The 21,473-nt window shown below is 41.9% G+C and carries 15 protein-coding genes; 3 read left to right on the forward strand and 12 right to left on the reverse strand.

Translation table 11 applies throughout. The features are described from left to right. Window positions 1–98: 98 nt before the first annotated feature. Window positions 99–2,549 (reverse strand): beta-galactosidase, encoded by a 2,451-nt coding sequence (locus tag ACFSR6_RS07630; RefSeq protein WP_379077145.1) that lies wholly within the window; start codon window positions 2,547–2,549, stop codon window positions 99–101. 160 nt (window positions 2,550–2,709) lie between these two features. On the opposite strand from ACFSR6_RS07630, the gene ACFSR6_RS07635 reads away from it, so the two are divergent. Beyond that, window positions 2,710–4,092 carry a family 43 glycosylhydrolase gene (locus ACFSR6_RS07635; RefSeq protein WP_379077148.1) on the forward strand — a complete coding sequence of 461 codons (1,383 nt, stop codon included), beginning with the start codon at window positions 2,710–2,712 and terminating at the stop codon, window positions 4,090–4,092. 227 nt (window positions 4,093–4,319) lie between these two features. Here ACFSR6_RS07635 and ACFSR6_RS07640 read toward each other — a convergent pair whose 3' ends face one another. From ACFSR6_RS07640 to ACFSR6_RS07660, 5 genes are read right to left on the reverse strand one after another with little or no spacing between them, the layout of a single operon-like run. After that, entirely contained in the window at window positions 4,320–6,260 is a 1,941-nt protein-coding gene (locus ACFSR6_RS07640) for a glycoside hydrolase family 97 protein (protein ID WP_379077151.1), read from the reverse strand. Between the two features lie 49 nt (window positions 6,261–6,309). Continuing rightward, the gene (locus ACFSR6_RS07645; RefSeq protein ID WP_379077154.1) at window positions 6,310–7,329 is read right to left on the reverse strand and encodes a zinc-binding alcohol dehydrogenase family protein; all 1,020 of its coding nucleotides are present in this window, start codon (window positions 7,327–7,329) and stop codon (window positions 6,310–6,312) included. Between the two features lie 7 nt (window positions 7,330–7,336). Further along, window positions 7,337–8,371: an aldo/keto reductase gene (locus tag ACFSR6_RS07650; protein ID WP_379077157.1), complete on the reverse strand. Its 1,035-nt coding sequence runs from the start codon at window positions 8,369–8,371 to the stop codon at window positions 7,337–7,339. Beyond that, window positions 8,371–8,709, reverse strand: a complete 339-nt coding sequence (locus tag ACFSR6_RS07655) for an L-rhamnose mutarotase (RefSeq protein ID WP_379077160.1) — start codon at window positions 8,707–8,709, stop codon at window positions 8,371–8,373. The genes ACFSR6_RS07650 and ACFSR6_RS07655 overlap by 1 nt, the downstream gene beginning before the upstream one ends. A gap of 28 nt (window positions 8,710–8,737) precedes the next feature. Further along, complete coding sequence (locus tag ACFSR6_RS07660; protein ID WP_379077162.1) at window positions 8,738–10,255, reverse strand: alpha-L-fucosidase; 1,518 nt, start codon at window positions 10,253–10,255, stop codon at window positions 8,738–8,740. A gap of 175 nt (window positions 10,256–10,430) precedes the next feature. Between ACFSR6_RS07660 and ACFSR6_RS07665 the strand changes: the two genes are divergently transcribed. Further along, entirely contained in the window at window positions 10,431–11,318 is an 888-nt protein-coding gene (locus ACFSR6_RS07665) for a helix-turn-helix domain-containing protein (RefSeq protein WP_379077164.1), read from the forward strand. Window positions 11,319–11,430: 112 nt separating this feature from the next. Here the strand turns inward: ACFSR6_RS07665 and ACFSR6_RS07670 are convergent, their stop codons facing one another. The 4 genes from ACFSR6_RS07670 to ACFSR6_RS07685 all read right to left on the reverse strand — a co-directional run bounded on the left by ACFSR6_RS07670 (window position 11,431) and on the right by ACFSR6_RS07685 (window position 17,267). Further along, entirely contained in the window at window positions 11,431–13,032 is a 1,602-nt protein-coding gene (locus tag ACFSR6_RS07670) for a hypothetical protein (protein ID WP_379077167.1), read from the reverse strand. Between the two features lie 28 nt (window positions 13,033–13,060). Next, complete coding sequence (locus ACFSR6_RS07675; RefSeq protein ID WP_379077170.1) at window positions 13,061–14,260, reverse strand: alginate lyase family protein; 1,200 nt, start codon at window positions 14,258–14,260, stop codon at window positions 13,061–13,063. A gap of 1 nt (window position 14,261) precedes the next feature. Continuing rightward, window positions 14,262–16,031, reverse strand: a complete 1,770-nt coding sequence (locus tag ACFSR6_RS07680) for a right-handed parallel beta-helix repeat-containing protein (RefSeq protein ID WP_379077173.1) — start codon at window positions 16,029–16,031, stop codon at window positions 14,262–14,264. Between the two features lie 108 nt (window positions 16,032–16,139). Then, window positions 16,140–17,267, reverse strand: coding sequence for an alginate lyase family protein (locus ACFSR6_RS07685; RefSeq protein ID WP_379077176.1), 1,128 nt, complete (start codon window positions 17,265–17,267; stop codon window positions 16,140–16,142). A 256-nt stretch (window positions 17,268–17,523) separates the two neighbouring features. On the opposite strand from ACFSR6_RS07685, the gene ACFSR6_RS07690 reads away from it, so the two are divergent. After that, window positions 17,524–19,350, forward strand: a complete 1,827-nt coding sequence (locus tag ACFSR6_RS07690) for a glycoside hydrolase family 97 protein (protein WP_379077179.1) — start codon at window positions 17,524–17,526, stop codon at window positions 19,348–19,350. Between the two features lie 383 nt (window positions 19,351–19,733). Here ACFSR6_RS07690 and ACFSR6_RS07695 read toward each other — a convergent pair whose 3' ends face one another. Continuing rightward, entirely contained in the window at window positions 19,734–20,765 is a 1,032-nt protein-coding gene (locus tag ACFSR6_RS07695; RefSeq protein WP_379077182.1) for a family 43 glycosylhydrolase, read from the reverse strand. A 78-nt stretch (window positions 20,766–20,843) separates the two neighbouring features. Next, window positions 20,844–21,407, reverse strand: a complete 564-nt coding sequence (locus tag ACFSR6_RS07700) for an RNA polymerase sigma factor (protein ID WP_379077184.1) — start codon at window positions 21,405–21,407, stop codon at window positions 20,844–20,846. Between the last annotated feature and the right edge of the window lie 66 nt (window positions 21,408–21,473).

Consider the following 21,473-nt stretch of genomic DNA (forward strand, 5'->3'; position numbering starts at 1 on the left):
AAAAGTCATAGATACTCATTTCTTATACAGCAAAAACCAAAGGGCACCAGCAGTATAACTGAGGTGCCCTTTTATACGGATAGATTTAGATAAATAGTTTAGCTATCGCCGTTATCATAGTTCCGGATTTCCATACTCCTGATTACAGCACCATTTACGGTTTGTCTTAAGCCCAGCGTAATGTTGTTTTTCTCTCCTGCCTTAAGGTTTAGCCAACATTCGGGAATATAAAATTCCCTTTGTGGCCCGGCTTCCCAGTGGCGGCCAATATTATGGCCATTTATATAGATAAATCCATTACCTGAAGCATTGATAAGTAACCTCCAGGTTCTTTTACCTGTATTTTCAGGGAGTTTAAATTCTGCCTGGTACCAAGTTAGCAATGCATTTTGCTCTCCTTTTGGCTGTATGTTATTTCCCTTGCGCGGAATTAGAAAAGTGGTATCTAATGGTACAACTTTCCAGCCCTTGCTATCGAAAGCAGCATCAGTAAATTTGTGTTCTATACCGGACAGGTTGGGAGAATAGTCCCATTTCAGGATCTTATCGATTGTGGTAACCCCATCAGAAAGGCCTGCGGTACGGATACCACACAATTCTTCCATTGGAAAATAGCCATGTTCGTGCCCTATATTTTCGTAAACAAGCCATACTTCATTATGGCCTTCCTTGAGCAGGCCGGTTAAATCAAATTGGTTATCGTATTCGGTTTCCTTTAAAAAAGTAAAGGATTTATCGCGCTGACGGGTAACTTCTGACACCCACTTTTCAGAAGGGAATAAGCGGGGTGCGATTTTGCCGTTAACCTCCATATTGATGATATCTCTCGAATAGGTGTTAAACAACATGCGGGTGTATTTGCTTACTTCTTCTTTATTAAGTTCGAAATTAGAACGGTAACGTACGTAGCGTAAATCATTTATCTCCATTTCTGGCAATGATTTTCCATCAAACAGCGGGCGCCACGGCCCCTGTGTATCCTCGTTGTACTGTTTTACTGTTTTAAAGCGGAAGCTAACCGGCGACACTACCTTTGCTTCGGGCACACTGTAAGACCACCAGGTTCCTTTATCTGCTCCGCCAGCCGGAGGAATAATCAGTACTTTTGTTTCCATTGGCCCTAAATCGTAATGAATTGAAAGACTGGCTATTGCAGCCATTGCAGTATCTGCATTATTTTTACTTTTGATCAGTACTTTGTTTTCATCCTGGTCAATGTTGTACATGGCCTGCCCATTATTACCTTTACCTGCTTTAACAGTTGCATTTCCGCTATACTTCTGATTAGCAGAACTGTTATGTATAAATACAAAGCGCGTCCCCCCTGAAGATATACGTTGTGCACCTACTATTTCGGCTGGGGCACTTTCAAAGCTGCACAATCCTCCTTTCGAATGAATAAGTTCTTGCCCATACTTTTTAATAAAATTGCCCAAATTCTGCGCGGCGTAATATTTTGGAGATAAAGCTCCGTTTTCGCGGATGGCTGCATTATAATCGTAGGTTGTAGTTTGCCCCCTGGCACCCCAGCCTGCAAAATGTGTACCCCCAACAAACACATAAGGAAAAATACCCGTAGCACCTCCGGCAATTGACATCATGCCGATGGCATAAAAATGTTTATCATTAGAATAATGCTCTTCGCTCAGTTTGCCACCTACTGTTGAAAACCAGCCTCCCTGTAATTCTGTAACAAAACCTGGTGCATCGGGCTGTTGCCGTTTTAAATCGCTCATGCGTTGCGTACAATTAATCGCATCTTTCTGTCCAACATAATAATTGTCACAATCGAATACCTGCGATAATACGGGGTCTTTGCTTCCACGGGTTTCGGCGGTAAGGCAGGTAAAAACAGGAATGGTTATACCGGCATTGCGTACACAGCTATACATGCGTTGTAAAGCGTGAGCCTTATTGGTGGTTTTGTGGGCATTGTACTCGTTCTCGATCTGGATCAGGATTATTCCTTTTTTACCTTTCTGTTTTGAAGTAATCTGCTCTTTCTGAACAACTTTACATACCGCTTTATACCAGTGATCGTGCCAGTCCAGATAACGGTCATCAGCACTTCTCAACCAGAAACCCTCTATATCATTGGGACGGAACTTAGCCAGCCAACGGGGATAGCCACCACCGGCAAATTCTGCGCAAATAAATGCCCCGGGACGGACAACCGTATAGAAACCAAATTCATCCTGCGCCATTTTAAGCCATTCGGTTAAATCTTTTAAATCTACCTGTGAAAAGTCATTAAGGCCTTCCGGCATATTAAGTTCAGATAAATTCCAGGGTACATAAGTTTCAACGGTATTAAAGCCTGCAGCCTTTATTTTAGAAAAACGATCTCGCCAAAGCGCTTTGGGTGTTCTGAAATAATGAAAAGCTGCACTATAAACAAAGGTTTGTTTACCATCTATGTATAAACAGGCACCATCGTACCTGATTTTATCGGGGTAAGGAAAATCTTTATGCTGACGGAGGGTTTGGGACTTGGATGACAGCGCTATTGCCATCATGATAACTACCTGAAAAATTTGTTTCTTGAACATTATTAAAATGAAAGTTTGTACATTGTTGTAAACCGCATAAACGGTTTTCTTCTGCTGAATGACAAGAAAAATATCAGTTGATACTCTAAAGAGTATAAGTGTTGCCAAATAGTGTCAACAAACAAATGCTTTTAAACTACAAACACTCAAATAAATATCAATGACTAAAAAAACACTGTTATCCATTTTTTTTATCCTTAGCGTATCCGCCTCAATAAAGGCGCAGAACAGAAACCCATTTGGCAAGCCGTTGATTCCGGATATGAACGCCGATGCCAGTATCCAACAGATCAATGGAACATTTTATTGTTATGCCACTACAGATGGCTATGGTAAAGGCCTTAAATCTTCAGGTCCTCCTATACTCTGGAAATCAAAAGATTTCGTTAACTGGAGCTTTGAAGGCACTTATTTTCCATCGGCAGTTAAAGAATTATACTGGGCGCCAAGCAAAGTTGTTCCTGCAAATGGCAAATTCTATATCTACCCTACGGTTAATGGTTACATGTACCCTGCAGTAGCCGACAGGCCGGAAGGGCCGTTCAAACTTGCCCGCGGCAAAGACGAATGGTTTAAACCTTACACACCATCAACCTTGTTGCAAACTAAAAAACCAAATGGCATTGATGCAGAAATATTTATTGATGATGATAAGCAGGCCTACGTGTTCTGGAACACCAGGCATGCAGCAAAATTAATGCCTGATATGATTACTGTGGACTCGGCCGTACAGGTAATTTCGACCCCCAGAACACAGTATTCTGAAGGCCCAATTTTCTTTAAAAGGAAAGGCATTTATTACTATTTGTATACCATAGGCGGAAACGAGAAATACCAGTACGCTTATATCATGAGCAAAGTTTCGCCCCTAGGCCCCTATACTTTTCCTAAAAATGATATCATAACCACAACCAATTATGAAAAAGGATTATATGGCCCGGGGCATGGTTCTGTTTTCAACCTGGAAGGAACAGATAAATATTATATTGCCTTTTTAGAATTTGGCAGGGGCAGCACTAACCGCCAAACTTACGTAAGCCCGTTAACCTTTGCAAGCGACGGAACCATTAATCCTGTAGAGGTAAGCCTTGATGGTGTTGGTGAGCTCGCAAAAGTAAAACACCGCAAACCGTTGCAGGTTGGTAATGCTTTTGCATCGAGTACGGCCGATTCTGTAAAAATTAAACCAATCAGCGATCCATCATTTAAACGGGAGGAGTTCTTCGACTCCAAATTTGCCTTTGATGGTTCAAATGGTTCGCGCTGGATGGCAAAAGAAGGCGATACTTCTAGCTGGATAGTGGCAGATTTAGGAAAAGTAAAATCAGTAAGTTTAAGCGAAGTTTATTTTGTACGCCCGGCTGCTGGCCATGCATATTTGCTGGAGACATCTACTGACGGAAAATCATGGCAAAAAAGCGGGGGGCATAGCGACATTAAAGTTCAATCGCCACATGTAGATCAACTGGCCGTAAAATGCCGTTACCTCAGGATAAAAATACTAAACGGAGTGGCCGGAATATGGGAATGGCACCTTTATTAGGATAACTTATACCGGAACATAAGCCAAAAGAGCAAGTTTAATTCAATTGTTAGGGGGCTAAAATCAAACGGCCCTTACAATTGAATTATTTAATAGATATACCAAAGCAGTGCACATGTTTTTTAAAATTGAACATTACATAAACGCACTGCTTTTATTAAATTTTGCGGTAATGAAAGAGCAGGATACTAAATAGGTAAAGGTAAATTTAGCCCTGCTCTTTAAATTTATTGTATTTCCTTAAGCACACAGGTAAAACCACCTCTCGGAAGCCATTTTAACTTAATATTATCTCCTTTTCCCAGGTTAAGGTAAGTGGTATTAAATGCCGAATCGTAATCGCCATCTGCAATCAGTACTGCTTTGTACCGTTTTCCTGTCTTCAAAAATTCGACCGGAATTTGAATATCCTCCTTTTTATCAAGGCCGTTAATACCGGCCACATACCAGTCATTTCCCTTGCGCCTGGCCAGAACAATATTTTTCCCCGGATATCCTGATATCAATTTGCTATCGTCCCAGGCTACAGGTACTTCGCGTAAAAACGCTTTGGGCGCATCCGGAAGGTTATCAAATCCTTCAGGCCTGTCGGCCATGTGCAGGATACCTGATTCGAATACTACAGATAAGGCAAGCTCGTGCGCAAAAGTGGTGATATGCGGATGTTGCGAATTGGTAAAGGTTACCGGTGTATAATCCATCGGACCAATAATATTGCGTGTAAAAGGCAGGGTTGCATTATGCGCAGCAGCTTTACCTGTTAGCTCGGCGCCATTATTGTACCATTCTGCACCCAAAACGGCCTCCATACTCATGAGGTTCGGGTAGGTTCTGCTCCAGCCCCGGGGAATAGTTGCACCATGAAAGTTGACCATTAATTTAAATTTTGCCGCATCTTCCAGGATATCGATATAATATTTCATCATATCCTGTTTGTCGCTCTCAAAAAAATCTATTTTAACGCCATAAACTCCGATTTCTGTTAACCATCGAAACTCCTTCATCCGGTTCTCATGAGTCAACATTCTATCGCGTGGCGTAGCAGACACCCCATTGTGTGGGCCACCCGAGTTATACCACATCATGGGTTTTACGCCTTTGCTATTGGCATAACGTACTGCATCTTCCAGCTTTCCGCCATTGCCCATGTCATCCCATTCCCAGTCAAAGAGCGTATAAGGCCAGTTCATCCGTGCTGCCAGGTCTATATAATCGCATACCTTTTTAAAATCTTTGGTGCCGTGGTTATACGCCCAGTAGACCCATGAACTTGATCCTGGTTGCACCCACGAAAGGTCACTGATCTTAGTGGGAGTGCTAATATCTTCAACCAGTGTAGACTGGAACAGCTGTCCCAGATCCCCAATTATAACCGTTCTCCATGAAGATAAAAAAGGAAGGGTTATGGTGGGATTTACCTTACCCTGCCTGTTTCCATCAGAAGCTGCCGGAAATAACAGTTTATAATTGTCCTGGTCGTCCTTATTACCAAGTTTGGTCGCGCAATATGAACCGTTCACGTCGGCTTCGGTTATCAGCATCCAGCAATCAGCCTTTCCCAGCGGCTTTTTAAATAATGCAGGGTAGCCCCACTCTCCTTTTGCTACCGAACCGCTTTGAACCGGATAGTAGCCCTCGTAACTTGTTCTAAAAGATTGTAACCATCTTTCGGCATCTGTGGGCATTTTATAGCTGGTGAGCTCGTCGGTTAATTCAATGGTTTCACCGTTTTTTCCGGTCAGGCCATAACGGAAAGCAATCCCATCATCATATGCCCTAAGGGTAATACTGAGTCTTTTTCCCTGCTCACCTTTAAAATAGAAGCTGAGCTCTGTGGCGTTGTTAGCACAATATTTACGTTTGCCGTGAACCGCAGTATACGTTTCTTTAATTTGTTTTTCTTTATCTGCCTGATCGAATTTAATGCCTGAAGCAAAATCAACCGCTCCGGCCTTAAGCCCTAAATCAATAGCTGGAATCACATTCTGATAAGCACTTCCCTGTAGATAGTCTACCTTAAGGTACCATTTCTTTGAATTATTATCAGTTTTTGAGGCCAAAGACAGTTCGATCTTTTTGTTTGGCGACTGTATTTTGTACTCCTGGGCACGCAGTGCATGACTAACTAAAATCAGCGTTACAATTGCAATGCCTTTTATTGTATTCATTTTTATTAGAATTGGTTTAAGCTCATTTTTGAGCTGCGTTTAACTTTTATTATTCGTCGAAACTGATCAAGGCTTTAATCAAAGATTCATTTGCCTGGAGCAAGTGGTTAAATTCTTCTTTAACCTGTGTAAATGGAACATGATGGGTAACAAAATCCAAAGGTTTAACTAACCCCTTCCTGATGCAATCTATCACATAGGCAAAATCATTCGGCAAGGCATTTCTGCTGCTCATCAGCGTAGCTTCACGCTTGTGGAATTCGGGGTGTACCACCTCAATAGTACCTTTCTGAAGTCCTATCATGATAAATTTGCCTGTATGTGCCAAAAACCTGAAGGCATTATTAATGGCTTTTAAGTTTCCTGTGCAATCAATTACCACTTTTGCAAACTCACCATTGGTAATAAGCGATAGTTGTTCCGATGGATCTTCTTTTAATGGATTTATGGTATGTACAATACCTAAACGTTCACGGCAAAAAGATAACCTGTTATCATTAACGTCTATAACAATAACCTCAGCTCCAGTTATTTTAGCAAATGCGATGGTACCCAGGCCAATTGGCCCTGCTCCGAGTATCACCACGGTATCGCCCTTGTTCAACTGTGCCAGGCTAACGCCATGTGCGCCTATGGCCAATGGTTCTACCAATGCCAGCTCATCTACTGTTAACCCTTTACCGCTAACAATTGCTGATGCCGGAACCGTGATATACTCCTGCATGGCCCCATCAACATGCACACCAAAAACTTTTATTTTAACACAACAGTTGGTTCTGCCGCTACGGCATGCTATACAGGTGCCGCAATAAAAATAGGGACTAATTGTAACCAGGTCTCCGGCTTTAAAGTCCTGTCCGGGGTCAGCGCTTACCACTTCGGCGGCAATTTCGTGTCCGAGTATTCTTGGATATTCAAAAAATGGCTGTGTTCCTTCAAATGCATGGTAGTCGGTACCACAAATTCCCAGTCTTTTCATCCTGAGTAGCACCATGCCCTCTTCAACAAATGGCATTTCTTTATCGATATAGCCAAATTCTCCTGGTGTTTTACAAACTAATGCTTTCATTGTTATTTTAAAAATTCAATAATCCTTGCGCTTTCATTTCCTGCCAAAACCCGTCGGGAATTTTCTTTTCGGCCAGGGCGGCATTGATAGCCACTTTCTCGGGCCGTGTAGTATTTAAAGCGATACTTTTTACCCCCGGAAAGCTTGCAGAAAAACTAAAACAGGCTTCGGCCGGAAGTACATTAAACTGATCACAGATCCGGAAAAATTTCTCCCTCCAATCAAGAAGCATTTTCCCTGTTAAACTGCCGGCTTCAACAGGCTGGTAATTGTAAAAATCTCCACCGGTTAAAAATCCACCATTAAATATGGCAGAGTTAATTACTTTAATATTTTTCTGGTGGAGTTCATTTATAAACGCGACCAGCTCCTGAGGATGCGATTTGATGGTCAAACTATTGGCAATCATCACCCAATCGAGCTTTACATCTGTTGCTATTGTACGTATGATTTTCCAATCTTTCGCGCCGACACCGATAGAAGATACCAGGCCAGCAGATTTTAATTCGGCCAATGCCATGTAGGCATCCAGAATTTGCTGATAACGTTCTTCATAATCTTCCTGGCTTTCGCTCGCAAAAAGATATTCGTCCGGATCGTGTACCGATACCATTTGTGCCCGGTAATCGCCCAGCAGCTTGTTACCTTGTTCGAAGCACTTTAATATCCCATCGTAGCTGATCATCTGAACAGCATCATGTTCAATATTCTTCCAAACACCTGCTTCAAATGTAGGTTCAGGGGTTAAAAGTGCTGTTCTGTACCAACCAAGCTTATTGCTGATTACTACCTGCTGCGGATCTACATTTAAATCGCGTAAACATTTCCCCAATGATTCCAGTGCCAGACCTGCTCCATATTTGCCGGCTGAATCAAAAAAAGCAACGGGTTTTGATGAAGCCACACATGCCTTTACCACCTCCAGTTTCACACTATAATCAACTGCCTGATAAAGATTGCCTAAACTACTGGTTCCAAAAATAACCGGTGGCAGCACCTCTGATTTCAAGGCATAGGTATCGTTACTTGATCTCTCTATCATTACTGTTCGGTTAATTTAAAGATATTCTGCATGAGCAGCCATTTTTCTCCTGGTTTGGCAATTGGCAAGGCCTGCTGATATTTCCACATCAGTTGTTCCCACTCGGCTACTTTGAGGTTAGCGGCATCCATTTTTGCCTTTTTTTCAAAGCTAAAATCATCGTTGGTTTCCATCACCATAAAAAGCCTGTTGGCAACCCGGTATATTTCCATCTCTACAATTCCCGCCTCCGTAATGCTTTGTTTAATTTCAGGCCAAACATTAAGGTGGTAGCGCTCATATTCCTCAATAAGCTTCGGGTCATCTACCAAATCAAGCGCCAGGCAATGTCTTTTCATATTTTATTAAATTAATAACTGCTTTTATTTATTTTTTAAATGATATTTTAAACCCTGTTACTTTCCAGGCCGGGTAATTTGCAGGCTTTTTGATTACAAGTGAGCCTTCACGCTGTTCCCAACTTAGTTTTTGTTTACTGCCGAGCAGGGAAACGGAGCTAATGGCTTTAGTGAGGTATTTCGAATTTTTACCCAACAATTTCATCTCAATATCGCCCTGGGGAACATTTAAGCAAAATGCAAAAAGGTCGTTCCCTTTTGTGGTATAGCGGATATCGCTGGCATCATAATCGCGCGTATCTGTCAATCCGCCAAAATCGCCTCTTTTTTGGTTTGATTTAATGGTAGATGGCCCTTCGCCGTATACTTTCCAGGGCCTTGTGGCATAAATTCCCTCTCCATAAGTTTTGGTCCATTCGCCTATTTCGGTTACTATTTTGGTTACATCAGGCTCTAAGTCTCCTTCCGGAGTTTGTACAACATTGATTAATAAGTTGCCGTTTTTGCTCACAATATCTACCAAAAGCTGTGCAATTTCATTTGCATTTTTATACCGCTGTCCGGTTCTGTAATACCAATCGCCTATTGAGGTATCGGTTTGCCATGGGAAAGGACTGATTGAATCCAGTACGCCACGCTCAACATCCTGGGCCCATTTACCCTCCGATGGCTCTTTAGGGGTATAAACGGCTTCGAGTTTACCTTTATTTTTGGCTATATCCTGATTGTAGTAATGTGCCACCACTTTGCGTCCATAATCTTCAAATGGAAGCTTGCTATCAGAATAAAGCAGGTCAGGGTGGTAATTATCAATAAGTTCGGTTACATATTCTGACCATTTTTTATGCCATCCGGGATTATTGGTAAGCCATTCTTTTATGTCGCTGGAATCGGCAGGTAGATGATAAAGGTCTGAATACTGAGGATCGTGACCATCATACGGAACTCCGGCAAACTGGCCGGTTTTATCCGATCCGTGGCTGGGCTGAAACCAGTTGAAACTGGCAGCAAGATGCTCTGAAACGCCAAAGCGTAGCCCTTCTTTTTTAGCTGCTTTTTGCCACAAACCTACCACATCTTTATGTGGCCCCATTTTTACCGAATTCCACCGGTGGATTTTAGAATTCCACAAAAAGAACATGTCATGATGTGAGCCCATACTTACAAAATACTTTGCACCAGCTTTCTTATAAAGGGCCATTAACTGTTCAGGGTTCCATTTTTCTGCTTTCCATAGCGGGATAATATCTTTATATCCGAATTTAGATGGAGTGCCGTAATGTTCTACATGGTATTTGTTCTGCCCGCTGCCCTGTACATACATGTGCCTGGCATACCAATCGCCTTGTCTTGGAACGGCCTGTGGCCCCCAATGTGACCAGATCCCGAATTTCGCATCACGGAACCAATCCGGGTATTGATACTGTTTTAAAGATTCATTGGTAGGTTTAAATTTCTCAGCCCCAACCTGGGTGTTACTTTGCTGTGCCTGCACTTTTGCCAGCATGGAAAGTACGGTAACGGTTACTAATAATGTCTTTTTCATTTGCTTTAAATTGCAATTATGCGTTTTGATTTGGATTTTAATCCTAAGGTTTCACTTGTGTGTAAGCCATAATTGAATGTTATATATTTGGTTATCAAAATCAAAATTAAGTATCTTATCCGATCTAAATTTGAATAAAAAAGACTATTTATTGTAAAATTCCGATATTTAAGACATGATTAAACGGGTATTGCAGAACAACTTTTCGCTGCTTAATGTAGACTATGTGAAACTTACCGAAAAGTGGGACTATCATAATGTGATCAGTCCTTATTACCGTATCTACTATATAGATGGAGGATCAGGTGAAGTATCAGACCAAACACAGCGTTTACAGCTCGAGGCAGGTTATCTTTATATCATACCAAGTTTTACCCTTTGCAACCTACATTGTACAGGGTATTTAAGCCAGTATTTTGTTCAGTTTTTCGAAGAATCTGTAGATGGCGTTTCACTTTTTGCCCAAAGAAGAACGGTATCTAAAATAAAAGCAAGCCCCCTTGACGTTGACCTTTTTAAGCGTTTGCTCGAAATTAACCCGGGCAGGGGAATCAATAGATCTGACGACCCCAAAGTATACGAAAAGAATATCTTCTACAGGGAATACCAGGAATTGAACAACCGCCAGAACTTAGCGAGCTACCTGGAAACACAGGGAATCATCTTACAGCTTACCGGTCGCTTACTTGGCCAGCAATTATCTTCCAGGCAAGAAATGCCTTCAACACCTGTTAAGATAGCCGAAACCGTAAGCTACATTTTAGTAAACCTGCACAATGAACTATCGGTTACCGCACTTGCCACACGCGTGAACCAGCACCCTGACTATTTTTCGCGCCTGTTCAAAACCTTCACAGGCGAACGTCCTGTTACCTACATACTTGGCAAACGGATAGAACGCGCACAATACCTGCTTGCCACCAGCCAGTTGAGCTATTCTGAAATTGCAACCCGAACCGGCTTTGATAATCTTTCGTATTTTTCCAAATCATTCAAAAAAATTACAGGCATGTCGCCCGGGGCATATAAAAAACAGGTTTATAAGGTAGGATTTACTTTATAAAATCTGTTAATACCAGCAATTCTTCCTATAAAGATTGCCTGCTGCAGGCAGGCTTCGTTTGCCAGAAAAGCCTTCTCGCAATGAGGATTTTTAGTTAGCTTAACCTTATCGGTCAGTTTGTAATCCAAAAAGTTCTTTCTACAGGAGCTGCTGATTGAATTTTCTTGTCTGGAGTATCATATCCGTATTGCCAGGCCACTACAGTTACTTTTACCGGGAATTTACTTCGGGGCGGAACCGGGGTAAAAAAAAGAACATTATCTGCAATTTCTGCAGGTCCTTCCTTAATGTAATAAGAAACCGGTAAACCAGCATCAGATTTAGCATTTAAAGAAAATGATTTTATATTTTTTTGATAATTGGCAATTGCTGGAAAACTAATCTTTTGCGGGCTTCCCTTCTGGTTAGGCAAAGGAATTTTAAAGCCTAATTGTTGTACTGCCGACCGGTATTTTTCATCGCCTTTTTGACTGGCCATTAACCAAATATCGTTGCTCCTTTTTTTATTGTTAAACCCCATCCGGTAAAAGGCAATCTTAAAAGTCGAATCGTTTATTTTTTTCACAGGTCCGCAGATTCTTGAAATAACGATTTTTTCGACTGGCCGGTAACTGCTATCGGCATTACCTGTGGCCGGGTTGGTATTTGTGGCCGAAAGATGAAAAGAAATTCCATCTGCCAAAGGTTTAAAAATTAGCTTTGCACCAACAAAATCAGCTACCGGTATTAGTTTCCCATTTTGCACGAAGCCAATGGTCCGTCGTATTTTCCCCCTGGCCTTTGCATAAAATTTTTCGGTAGCTGATGCCATTTGCTGGTCAAAAGCCCAACCGGCTTCCGCCTTGTTGCCTTTATATTTTTTAGCCGGAGCCGATTGCCAGTGGGGCAATTCGTTATTTCGCCACCTGTCTATCAGCCAGCCTGCTTCAGGATTTACCGGTTTAAGTACGGGAAAAGCATCAATAGGCTGTTTTTCTGGCAGTCTTGCGTTAACTGCCTTGGCTATAAAAAGGTTAATATAGGAGATAAGGTCATCTGAAAAATCAAAGTGGCCATGACCGGCATCACAAAAAAGCGCTAAAGGTGTATTGGGATTATCGTTACGGTATTTCATGGCCGGGGCAATCCTTCCTTCTAGCCATTCCTCCTCGCCCATTACAAAAAGCCCCGGAATGCCATTGAGGTTTCGTTTACCCCAATCCGGATTGGGTCGGCCGCTACCGGTCATATTGGTTAAAGGCGCATCGCCATGTATAGATAAAACGGCAATGGTCCGGTCGGCATTACAGGCTGCATAATTCCATGGATAACTCGCCGCAGCAGAATGCCCAATGGGGATAACCGGAGAAAAGGCCAGCTCACTGTAGCCGGAAATTTCGGCAAGATCTTTTAACATACCATCGAAAATTGCCGCAGTACTGAACTGAAATACCATATCTACTGATGGGGTAATCCAGATTTCAGCAATTCCTAACCGGGAAAGATTTTTCCTAAATGCGGGGTGTTCCAGTATGCCTTCCTCCAGCATATTGTGCTGGCCAATAATTACACCCTTCACCTGCTTACAATCAGGAGGTATCCATAAAAATGCAGTTGGCCTTTCGCCGGTTTCGGTAGAAATATTGCCATTTACCGGTACAGACCATTGCCATTCTGCAGCTGAACCGAGCAACGATTGCAAAATAAATATGACCAAAAAAAATCCTTTCTTCATTTGACCTGGTTGTTAAGTGATTATGAACCTATTTTTCCAAAGAGAAGAACAAGGTACCAAACCCGGCATTATCGGCATTAAACCCCGGGCCTTCAGGCCTGAGTTTTTCTGCTGCCTGTTTCGTATACCGGTAGGCACTGGCCGGAATTCCTTTTACCCTGAAGGCATAGTGATTGTATACCTGTTCGAAAATAGAACGCAGGTTGCCCCTCCCATTGGTGGCAATATGATCTGCCGGAAATCTTCCGCTGATATCAGTATAAGGCTGAAAAGTTACTTCTTCGCCAAGGTTATATTTAGCAGTATACTCAAAGCCTTTTAGTAACCTGTTGCCGATAAAACTATACATATCCATGCCCTGGTTCCACCCCATTTCGCACATTTCGGCCAGGTGACCAATACCAAGCATGCAATGTGGCTGGTCGCGTCCGCTTTCCTGTATCTGCCCTTCCTCATTTATGATATAGTGCAGCAAACTTCCGTTACCAGGGCCTTTGTAAAAGAAATCAACTGCACGGTCGAACATGGCATGGTCATCGTTAAAAATAGCAATGGCCATCATCCCCTTCATACAGGCCAGGTCCCAGTTGCCGTGGGCCCAAAGTGCGAAATACTGGATCGGCGGATAAAAAACCGTACTGAACATCTTTTTACAGCGTTCTATATCGCTTTGTTGCCATTTCGGATAAGTAGCACGCATTAACTCGGCAGCACTGGCCATTTTAAAAACATTGAGCCCTGCACCAAGTTCTACATCAGTACCGTCAAAAACCTTAAATTTTTCAGACCAGGCATTAATAATTTTCACGGCTGTAATGGCATGTGCCTCATTTCCGGTTATGGCCCACATTATTGCATTTTGGTAGGCTGCACAAACATCTTTCTCCAGGTTACCGATGTTTTTACCGGCTCCCTTAAGCAAACTCCGTTCTACATGGGCAACAGCATTTGGCTGCCATGAAGCAGCAGAACACGGGTGCTCACTAAACTTTTGGAATGCACTTTTCCAGGGCTCCTTGCCCTGGGCCACCATTTCCTTCATCCGTAAAAGATCACTACCGGAATGCAGCAAACCAGGATGTGTAAAGGGAGCTGCATGATACTGTTTGGGCGATTCGAGTTTAAGCACCTGACCATTGGCCTGTTGCAGGCTAACCATGGCCATCAATATGGTGATCAGCCACCTGCCGTATCCTACAATGTACATAGTTAAATCGGATAGGTTCATTTTAAAAGAGTTTGATATTGCCTTTTGAATGGTTTTTCTGATAAAACGGACCTGCAAATCTGATTGATGCACCCGTTTTATTATTTAAAAAATCGTGATCGATAGTGATCTTTTTCCCATCAGGAAATGATATATATTGTTTACTTAATGCAAAAAAACCAAAAAAATCAGCCGTTAGTAAAGGTATTTCAGTAGCCTTCATGGGCGAATTATCCCAAACCAAATTTACCCCAAGTTTATGATGCAGTAAACGTAAGGATATATTGTTATCAATTTTAACACTTTTAAAATCAGCCCATTTTACAGGGAAGGCTCCATTTGCGTACTGGTTGAAATCAGCTTCACAACCTGCTACCCTGTCTATCCCTATTCCCTTGCCAATAAAGAGATTAGCATACCAGCGGTGATCGATGTTCAGCGCAGGAATAGTTTGCTTGATGATGAGGGTATTGGGCAGGAAGTTGGAAGTAGCCACTGATTTGCCCGGCTGGCAATTATTGGTAAAACCGCAGTTGTAAAATAAGTTCTGAACAAAAACATTGGCTTCAGCAGCCATCATTTTTACACCTGTAGTGTCATTGGTTGTCTGGTTGTTGCCAACCAGCACATTATTATCAAACAGGCTGGGACCATGGTTTTTAAACAAATAAAAAAGACTCGATTCAGTACCGGTTACAATATTTCGCGATACCCTGGCACCTTGAAATACAGGGCCTAAAAATACACCATAGCTATTTTTGCCCCTAACATGGCGGATAAGATTATGTTCAATGGTCGCATCAACAGCCATAGCCAGGCGTATACCTGCAGATTCTGAACCCGGATAGGCCCGGTCATAGTTTATATATTCGATCAGGTTATCTTTAATAATGGAAGATGTTGCACCCAGCAGCCCAAAAATACCGGCCTGACCACAACGCGAAATATGATTGTTGTTGATTTTATGATGCCCAACTGATAACAGGTCTGTATAGTCACTGAATTCTGGTTTGCCTGCATTGGCGTCTTCATAAGCATGGCCAGTTTTGCCGATAGAAATACCCACCGATCTGCAATCGGTAACGTTACAGTTCTCAATATTCCAGTATTTCCCTCCTTTAGTATCTATCGCACCAGGTTGTATGCCATAAATGGAGGCATATTCATTTGCAACCTGGCTTACGCTAATGCCTTTAATGGTAATGTAATCTACATTTTCTTCTGCGCTAATCCCGTATTGCCTTACCGCAATTTCGGTTAGCTGCCGATTCGGATCTGCAGTTCCAAAATTAGCTTGGATGATCATTTTGCCCTGATCTGTTTTGTTTGTCCAGCTTAATGCCTGCTCACAATCACCGGCAGATGGCACCCACGGCAGTTTTATCCCATTACTGAACAGCATTATTTGTTCGGCAGGGTTATCCAATATACATTTCCAGAGCTTATTTTTTTCTTTAACCCAGTTTACCTTACGTTCAGATCCTTTTATTACCACTTTTTGAGGGTTAATGGCCTGTAAAGTAATCCTGTTATTTTCAGCCCTTCCACCATGGGTAAACAGCACCGATTCGCGGTATACACCATCCATCACCAATATCTGATCTCCAGGCTGAGCTTTTGCAACCGCTTTATTAATGCTCCTTAAAGGTTTAACAGCTGTACCTGCTCCGCTGTCGTTACCAGTAGGCGAAACATAAATTTTGTTAGGGGGTAAACTCCTCTTTTCTCCATCTGCCTTTACCACAAAAGGAATGAGCCAGCAGAGTAAGAAGCATTTGGCAATCTTATTCATTAATTTTTCAGGGATATAATAAACTTATCATCTATTGATGAAATATTGCTGTTCAGCAGGATAAGGAAATTCTTATTTTGATCAGGTTGTTTTTATAAAAATTTGTTCTTATTTACTACCCAAATATAAAAATGTACCAAATCCAGGCTGATCGCGATCGTAACCTTCAGGGCCCACCTGATCAATCACCTGCTTAGTAAATGGCATCGACATTCCCTTGCGGACAACATAGTGGTTATAAACCATTTGGTAAATCGGGATAAATTTACCCCTGCTTATGGTAGAAATTTCGTTCCAATCGCTGTACTTTCCGGTAATATCTTTCCATGTTCTGAAAGGCACGTTATTACCCAGATTATAATTGGCTACATACTCGAATCCTTTTAAAAGGCGGTTTTGCAGTGCAGCATAGAGATCATTGCCCTGTTTCCAGGCAATTTCGCATACCGTAGCCATGGCACCTATACCCAACTGGCAATGCCCCTGGTCTCGTCCGCTCTCCTGTATCTGACCGGTTTCACCGTCAATATAATTGGCTATTGTTCCATTATCGTTTGCATGGAGGTAAAAATCTACAGCTTTATTGTACATTTTCTCATCATTTAAGTGAATGGCTGCCGAAATATAAAACTTGGTAACAATTGGTCCCCAATTCCCGTTGGTATAGGCTGGCGTGCGGTAAAAAGTTTCGGCTACGGGTAGAAATATATTTTTTACCATAGCCGTAATTTTATCAAGTTTAGCCTTACTACCAGATTTGTAGCTATATTTTAACAGCTCCAATACATTTACAATTTTTAGACCTTCGAGTCCTACGAGCAGCGGTGCATCATTGGTTGCGGGGATGCTTTTTAAAGAATCGGCATAAGCCTCGAGTATGGTTAATGCCCTTTCGGCATGTGCTTTATTATGAGTTGCCGCCCACATGATGCTATTGAGGTAAGCTGCACTAAAATCTGCTTCCATCCTGCTTTTGGTATTTCCATATTCGCCATCGCGGGAAATAATCCTGAACGGACCTTTCATTTTATAATCGGCACTGGCCAATGGATTGCCACTTAACAATTTATAAGATCCATAACCCGGCGATGCAGGCTGCTGTGCGGTTAAAGATATCCGCTCTAAATCAGCTGCGTTAAATAAAATACCCGGGTGAACAAATTTTTTCTGAGCACATGCAGCAGAAACCGTGAAGAATACAAAAAAGGCTACTGCCAGTCGATGTTTTTTTTTCATTGAAAACGAAGTTAATGTAAATCTGAACAGATCATTCAAATTTTTAATGGTTATAAATATATAGGGTATGACACCTAAAAGTAAAATACAATACTCTAATAAAAGCGTTAAACAGAAATCGCCCGATATATCCTGATTTTAGAGTATTTAACCCGCTATTTTTTGTCGGTACTTTATCGTGGTCAGGGGCAGCTCTATTTTTGGCCTGGCAGTAGATCTTCCCCGATTCAATTTGATTTTATAAGATAACCAACGCATGAAAAAAATAATAACAGCATTAGCAACCCTACTGATCTGCAACGTATTAACTGCTTTTAGCCAGGTAAAAGAAATAGCCCATATTTTATCACCCGGAGCCGACACCAAGCTGGAAGTGGCTTTGTTTGCCCAAAAACAGCTTAAATACAGGGTTATTAAAAAGGGAGAGGCCGTTATTGGATGGTCTGAGCTGGGCCTTAAGCTAAACCTTCCTGATACCACCACAGGGCTAAAGATAAGCGGTACAACCAGGTACACTCACTGCGAGAAAATCGTTACCCAATTAGGTGAAAACCAAGTAATTTACAACAACTATAACCAAGTCAAGATTAATTATTTGTCGCAGGGATTCAATCTTGCAGTTGTTTTCAGGGTGTTTGATGGCAGCGTTGCCTTACGGTATCTCATTGCTGCTCATGACAAACAAAAAGAAGTGAACATTTTGAGCGAAAAAACCGAATTTAAGCTACCCCAGGCTTATACGCTTTATCAATATCACCAGGAGTCGGTGTTTAAACCTATCCCACTTGATTCGTTGACCGGAAGTTCTGACCTTCCGTCTACCCTGGCAGGAAACAACTCATATATCAGTATTGGAGAGGCTGATAATACCGGTTACACCAAAGCAGAATTAGCGCACGGCTTAACTAAAGGCTCCCTGCAAATTGCGTTTACAAAAGATAAACAGGTTAATGCAGTTCTTCCTTTCAGCAGCCCATGGAGAACAATAGGGATTTCAGAAACGGCTACCGGCCTTCATTATTTCAGCGAACTCCCCTACAAATTGGCTCATCCTGCGGTATCCCAAATAGCAAACACACCACTTGCAGGTAAGTTGATAAGGGCCCAACTTGACACGCAATCCGGATTTGACTGCATTGATTTTGCTCAGAAGATGAATTTTCAGTACATCATGTTCGATGCAGGTTGGTATGGTCCTGAAAGGAGTGCCTCTTCGGATCCCAGAGTCCCTATTCAGGCCATTGATATGGAACGGGTTGTAAAATATGGCCAGCAGCATGGGGTTGGGGTTATCCTGTACCTTAATTACATCGCGCTCCAAAAACACCTTGATGAGATCCTACCTCTTTACAAAAAGTGGGGCATTAAAGGGATTAAATTCGGTTTCATTGACGGATTAACTCAATCGGGTACAAAGTGGCTTGCAACTGCGATGAGAAAGGTTAATGACAGTGGGTTAATCCTGAACATCCACGATAACTACAAACCAACCGGTTTATCGCGGACGTTTCCCTTTTTGCTTACCCAGGAAGGCGTAAGGGGTGATGAGAACAGCCCTGATGCATTTCACACTACCGTTTTGCCCTATACACGTTTTTTGGCAGGCGCAGCTGATTTTACCTTCTGTTTTCCCAATCCAAAACAACAGTTCGCTAAAAATTTAAAGGTAAGCAAGGCGCAGCAACTGGCACTAACGGTGATTAATTTCAGCCCGCTTCAATCCATTTTCTGGTACGGAAAGCCAAAAGATTACACCAATTGGGATGAAATAGCATTTTTTAAAACGGTTCCGACCGTGTGGGACCGTTCGATATACCTTCAGGGCGAAATCGGCAAAAACATCTGCGTGGCCAGAAAAAACGGAAAGAAATGGTTTATCGGTTCGGCAGCGGGAAAAGATGAGTGGCGCGGAAGCTTAAGCCTTGACTTTCTGGATGAAGGAAAATCATACCAGGCTACCACCTGGGAGGATGCCGGTAACCAGAAACTTTCGAAAAAGACATTCAGTGTAAAAAAAGGTTCTTCTTTACCTTTTTATATTAAACCGGCGGGAGGCTTAGCCATTGAAATTACTCCAGGTTAAATAACTTGAGTTTTGCATAGTCATTGCGAAATGAAGAAGGGATTTCGCGCAGGAGTGAAGCACCCGCGAAGCAAGCTTGAATGCCATTAAAGCAATAAGCTACAAATGAAAAATCTTTTTGATGATAAATTACATAATAGATTACTTCGGCTCGCTCATATCCCGTCTCGCAATGGTGAAACACATCACAACAATATGACAATCAAACAATTAACAACAACAATACAGATTAAATAAATTTTTAGCTTTTCAGATCGGCATATCCCTAAACAAAAACAACAATTCCAAATAATCTGAAATTGCTGTTTTTTGCGCTTGTAAACAAGCAAAAAAAGGGTGAGACTGTTAATATTAGGATTAATTTTTTTTGATAGAAACAAAGGTTATTTAAGAATTTCTGTTTCTCCAGTTTTTACATTAATATGCCAGGGTTGGGGCTTGGGAAGCTGAAGCTCGCCTTTTCCTATTTTAAGTGGCATCCATAGGTACCTGGAATCCCATTGTGTTCGAGGTTTCCATTTATCGGCTACAAAAATTACAGATGTTGCTTTTGTACCTGTAACTTTTAGCATAAAAGTAGATTGCGAACCGTAGGTATTGGTTTCTACCGGCGCAATATCCTTAAATTCAGACCAGGGCCCTTTTAGCGACAGGGCTGTGGCAAATTTATTCGGGTTAGGGTTCCAGCTGGTAAGCGCAGACCCGATTGCGTAATAAAGGCCATCGTATTTAACCACCGCCCCGCCTTCCAACGGTGCTTTAATCAGGCAAACATCCTGCTCAACGTCTAAATAATCGGCAGATAGTTTAGCAATATGAAAGCCTTTAGAGGCCCTGTCTTCAAAAATAAGATAGGCAAGGCCATCGTCGTCTATAAACTGTCCTATATCGCGGCTTTGATGCCCCAAAGGGCGGAATGTTCTGAGAAATTTATAGGGGCCAACCGGCGAATCAGCAATGGCGGTACCTACACGGGCATATTTGTAATTTCCTACTTCGCCTTTTACCTGCCCATCAACATGCATATACATCACATATTTTCCGGTTTTAAGGTTATGGTATACTTTTGGGCGTTCCAAAACCCATTTTTTCCCCAGACTATCAGGATCAGTCATTTTAAACACATCGCCCCTGAATTTCCAGTTCATTAGATCTTTAGACGAATAACAGCTCACATAACGGTAATTTGAATCCAATCCCTGCCGGCGTTCTTCGCCATACCAATAGTAGGTATCTTTTACCTTTATAATGCCCCCGCCATGGGCCTGAATGTGATTGCCTTCGTCGTCCGGCCAAAGCTCTCCGGGCAGTATTGCATTACGTGTTTGCGCAATTCCTGTTGAGCAGTGCAGGCATACCGCCAATAATGAAAAAGCAAATCCAAACCAGCTATTCCTACCTATATTTTTTTTCATTTACCAGTGTGCAAATTATATTGCTAATTATTAAAATATTAATCTATAAATGTCGCTCGCTTTAATTCACTTTGTATTTCAGGCAGCGTAAAATGTCGACAATTCTGAAACCTCCCTTAATTTTTGGATAGCGCGGTAAACATGATTGATTACAGACTGGTATCTTATCTTAAGAATTTTAGCGATTTGCGGATAACTGAGGTCATCATAAAAGCGCATGGTCAGAATTTCGCGTTGCTTAGCAGGAAGGGAATTGAGTACCAGTACCAATTGCTGTTTTATCAACGAATCGGATTCTTTAGATACCATAATATCTTCTGCCGAAAAAACCGATTCCGGTTCAGGAATCAATGTAAGCTTAGCTTCACGGTGTTTAATCAAACGGATATGGTTGAGTACAATTGATCGGGCCGACCGGTAGAAATAAGCTTCCACATATTTGATTTTGCCAATCTTTTGCCTTGTCTCCCAGAATTTAATAAAGAGGTCCTGAAGAAGATCATCAACGAGTTCATCATCGTTTAAGATCCTGGAGGCAAATACAAAAAGTTTAGGGTAAAGATTGGCATGCAGTTCTGCATAATCGTGCTCGCTTCCTTCCAGGGTACCTTCCCACAATGCAATCAATTTCTCAGTCATCATAAAATATTAATATTTGGTTAATACGAAGATGGCTCAGCTTGAAAAAATTGATGGGTATAAATTCGT

Origin of the sequence: Pedobacter vanadiisoli, assembly GCF_042684385.1 — a bacterium.
GTDB lineage: Bacteria > Bacteroidota > Bacteroidia > Sphingobacteriales > Sphingobacteriaceae > Pedobacter > Pedobacter vanadiisoli.

What these genes read in the sequence shown, in the direction of transcription:
- ACFSR6_RS07630 (WP_379077145.1), bottom strand. Translation starts at nt 2,549, where the DNA reads ATGTTCAAGAAACAAATTTTTCAGGTAGTTATCATGATGGCAATAGCG.
- ACFSR6_RS07635 (WP_379077148.1), top strand. Translation starts at nt 2,710, where the DNA reads ATGACTAAAAAAACACTGTTATCCATTTTTTTTATCCTTAGCGTATCC.
- ACFSR6_RS07640 (WP_379077151.1), bottom strand. Translation starts at nt 6,260, where the DNA reads ATGAATACAATAAAAGGCATTGCAATTGTAACGCTGATTTTAGTTAGT.
- ACFSR6_RS07645 (WP_379077154.1), bottom strand. Translation starts at nt 7,329, where the DNA reads ATGAAAGCATTAGTTTGTAAAACACCAGGAGAATTTGGCTATATCGAT.
- ACFSR6_RS07650 (WP_379077157.1), bottom strand. Translation starts at nt 8,371, where the DNA reads ATGATAGAGAGATCAAGTAACGATACCTATGCCTTGAAATCAGAGGTG.
- ACFSR6_RS07655 (WP_379077160.1), bottom strand. Translation starts at nt 8,709, where the DNA reads ATGAAAAGACATTGCCTGGCGCTTGATTTGGTAGATGACCCGAAGCTT.
- ACFSR6_RS07660 (WP_379077162.1), bottom strand. Translation starts at nt 10,255, where the DNA reads ATGAAAAAGACATTATTAGTAACCGTTACCGTACTTTCCATGCTGGCA.
- ACFSR6_RS07665 (WP_379077164.1), top strand. Translation starts at nt 10,431, where the DNA reads ATGATTAAACGGGTATTGCAGAACAACTTTTCGCTGCTTAATGTAGAC.
- ACFSR6_RS07670 (WP_379077167.1), bottom strand. Translation starts at nt 13,032, where the DNA reads ATGAAGAAAGGATTTTTTTTGGTCATATTTATTTTGCAATCGTTGCTC.
- ACFSR6_RS07675 (WP_379077170.1), bottom strand. Translation starts at nt 14,260, where the DNA reads ATGAACCTATCCGATTTAACTATGTACATTGTAGGATACGGCAGGTGG.
- ACFSR6_RS07680 (WP_379077173.1), bottom strand. Translation starts at nt 16,031, where the DNA reads ATGAATAAGATTGCCAAATGCTTCTTACTCTGCTGGCTCATTCCTTTT.
- ACFSR6_RS07685 (WP_379077176.1), bottom strand. Translation starts at nt 17,267, where the DNA reads ATGAAAAAAAAACATCGACTGGCAGTAGCCTTTTTTGTATTCTTCACG.
- ACFSR6_RS07690 (WP_379077179.1), top strand. Translation starts at nt 17,524, where the DNA reads ATGAAAAAAATAATAACAGCATTAGCAACCCTACTGATCTGCAACGTA.
- ACFSR6_RS07695 (WP_379077182.1), bottom strand. Translation starts at nt 20,765, where the DNA reads ATGAAAAAAAATATAGGTAGGAATAGCTGGTTTGGATTTGCTTTTTCA.
- ACFSR6_RS07700 (WP_379077184.1), bottom strand. Translation starts at nt 21,407, where the DNA reads ATGATGACTGAGAAATTGATTGCATTGTGGGAAGGTACCCTGGAAGGA.